Source organism: Bradyrhizobium sp. S69, from assembly GCF_009766005.1.
Lineage (GTDB): Bacteria > Pseudomonadota > Alphaproteobacteria > Rhizobiales > Xanthobacteraceae > Bradyrhizobium.
In genome coordinates this window covers 1-1,807 of the sequence record NZ_LMUK01000007.1, presented here as the reverse complement: position 1 = coordinate 1,807, position 1,807 = coordinate 1, and the positions used below count along the sequence as shown (strand labels likewise).

Annotated in this window: 2 protein-coding genes; both read left to right on the top strand. The window is 58.4% G+C overall.

Annotation, left to right across the window (positions count from 1 at the left end):
• A partial coding sequence (locus GSQ88_RS01705) for a hypothetical protein (protein ID WP_159005601.1) occupies positions 1 to 1,096 on the top strand: 1,096 nt, incomplete at its 5' end.
• 145 nt (positions 1,097 to 1,241) lie between these two features.
• Positions 1,242 to 1,807: hypothetical protein (locus tag GSQ88_RS01700; protein ID WP_159005599.1), on the top strand; the 566-nt coding region annotated here is incomplete at its 3' end.

Genomic DNA, 1,807 nt, shown 5'->3' with positions numbered 1-1,807 from the left:
CTCGTTTTTGTCGGGCGACGGCGAGGCGGCGCTTTGCTCGGATGACGATATCACGTCCATGATCGCGGATATCGATCAGTCGCCAGGGACATGGGGGATCTCGAAACAGGGAACAGCGGATTTTCCCGTCTTCGTTGCCTCGCCCGGCGCGAACACCGGGTCATTCGATCCAGCAGCGGGTCCGCTCGCGATCGAGTTTTCCAATCTGATATCCATGCTGCCGCCGGATAAATCATCGCTCATATTTGTCCAGTGTACGGGCCTGAGCAATCAAGGTTACAATGACACGGTTTTCGTTCAGTTCATCGACAAGGTCCCGCCGACCCCACACGTCACGAGTTTCGTGGCCTACAATGGTGACGCACCGGTCCCGCAAGGCGGAACGGTGGACTACGGGCATGTCATACTGAAGTGGAACGTATTCGCGGCGCAGTTGTGTCTCGTCGAGGAAACCGGACATGTCGGCAAGGCAATCGACACCGCGATCGTTCCGGCGCAGCAGCCATTGTCGAAATACAATCTCCAGCCGCAGGTCGGATCGACGGAATTCGACAGCAGAGACGTCAGCTTTAACGTCACCCCGCCGAAAATCAATCAGCTGAGCTGGGCTCCCAATGCGGTTGCGCCGGGCGGTCCATCGACCTTGTCGTGGTCTTGCAGTAACGCCGGATATGTTCGCGTGACCGGCAGCAACGGCGCCGTCATCATCGACAATGCTCCGTTGACGAGCTCGGTCGCGGTTAATGCCGGCTCTGTCGATACGACGTTTCAATTCACCTGCGTGGGCGCCGGTGTAGTCACCGTGCCCGCGACGCTCGCGGTGCCACTGCCCAATCCTTTTATCTTTGCTCAGTTGCAATTTCCTACGGCCGACGGCACCTGGACGATCAAAGTTCAGTGGCATGCCGACTACGCAACCAGTTGCCAGGTCTATTGCGTCGATACTGGACAGCTACTGTCGACAGACCTGATTTCGAGTTGCATGGTTCCGGCTCCGGTCGTGGGCAACACCGTCGAAGGACCGAAACTGTTTCGGATCGTCGCGGTCGGCCGCAGTACCGTCACGGTCGATAGCCCGGTCCATTGGATGTGGTAGTTCTGTCAATCAGGAAAAGATAAACCGATGTCGCTTCTCGTCGTCCCGATCTTTCGAGTCACAGCCCAAGGGCGGGGATCGGCGTGGCAAAAGGGAGGTTTCTGATGGGCGTCCGCGGCGTTGCAACGATTGGCGGAGTATAGACATGACCCTCAAGATACTCACCGGCGCCGACGTGAGTTCGCTGCTTCTCGATCAAACGCCGATCGGGTTTGCCATCGCCAATGCGGCCGATCCACAAGGCCATGCGATCATCTATATCTCGGACGATCCGCGTTGGGGGACGATAACGCTGACATTGCAGAACAACACATCCACCGGGATCACGCTGGATGCGGCGGCGACCGTCCTGAAGCTCTATGTGACGCCCGGGGTCAAGCAGATCGAGCTCGCGTCGCCTGACTGGGCGATGAGTTTTTTGAGTGACAAGGGTGGTCAGATCTGTCTCCAACTGAAATTTGCAGCGCAGAGTGCCGTCGTCGTCGCCGTAGGCCAGACAGTTGCAATCCAGTTCAAGAACGTACAGACGTCGGGCAGTTCGGGGCCGGGGCGATTCCTTGCCGAATATAGTGGCTTCAAGCCTGTGAAGGATGGCAGCCAGCGCATTCCGGTGCTACGGCAACTGCCGCCGGATCAGGCCAAGAACTGGCCGCTTACGCTGGGCTTCCGGTCGCGCGACGAGTACGGCGGCTCCAGCGATCAGGGGAAATC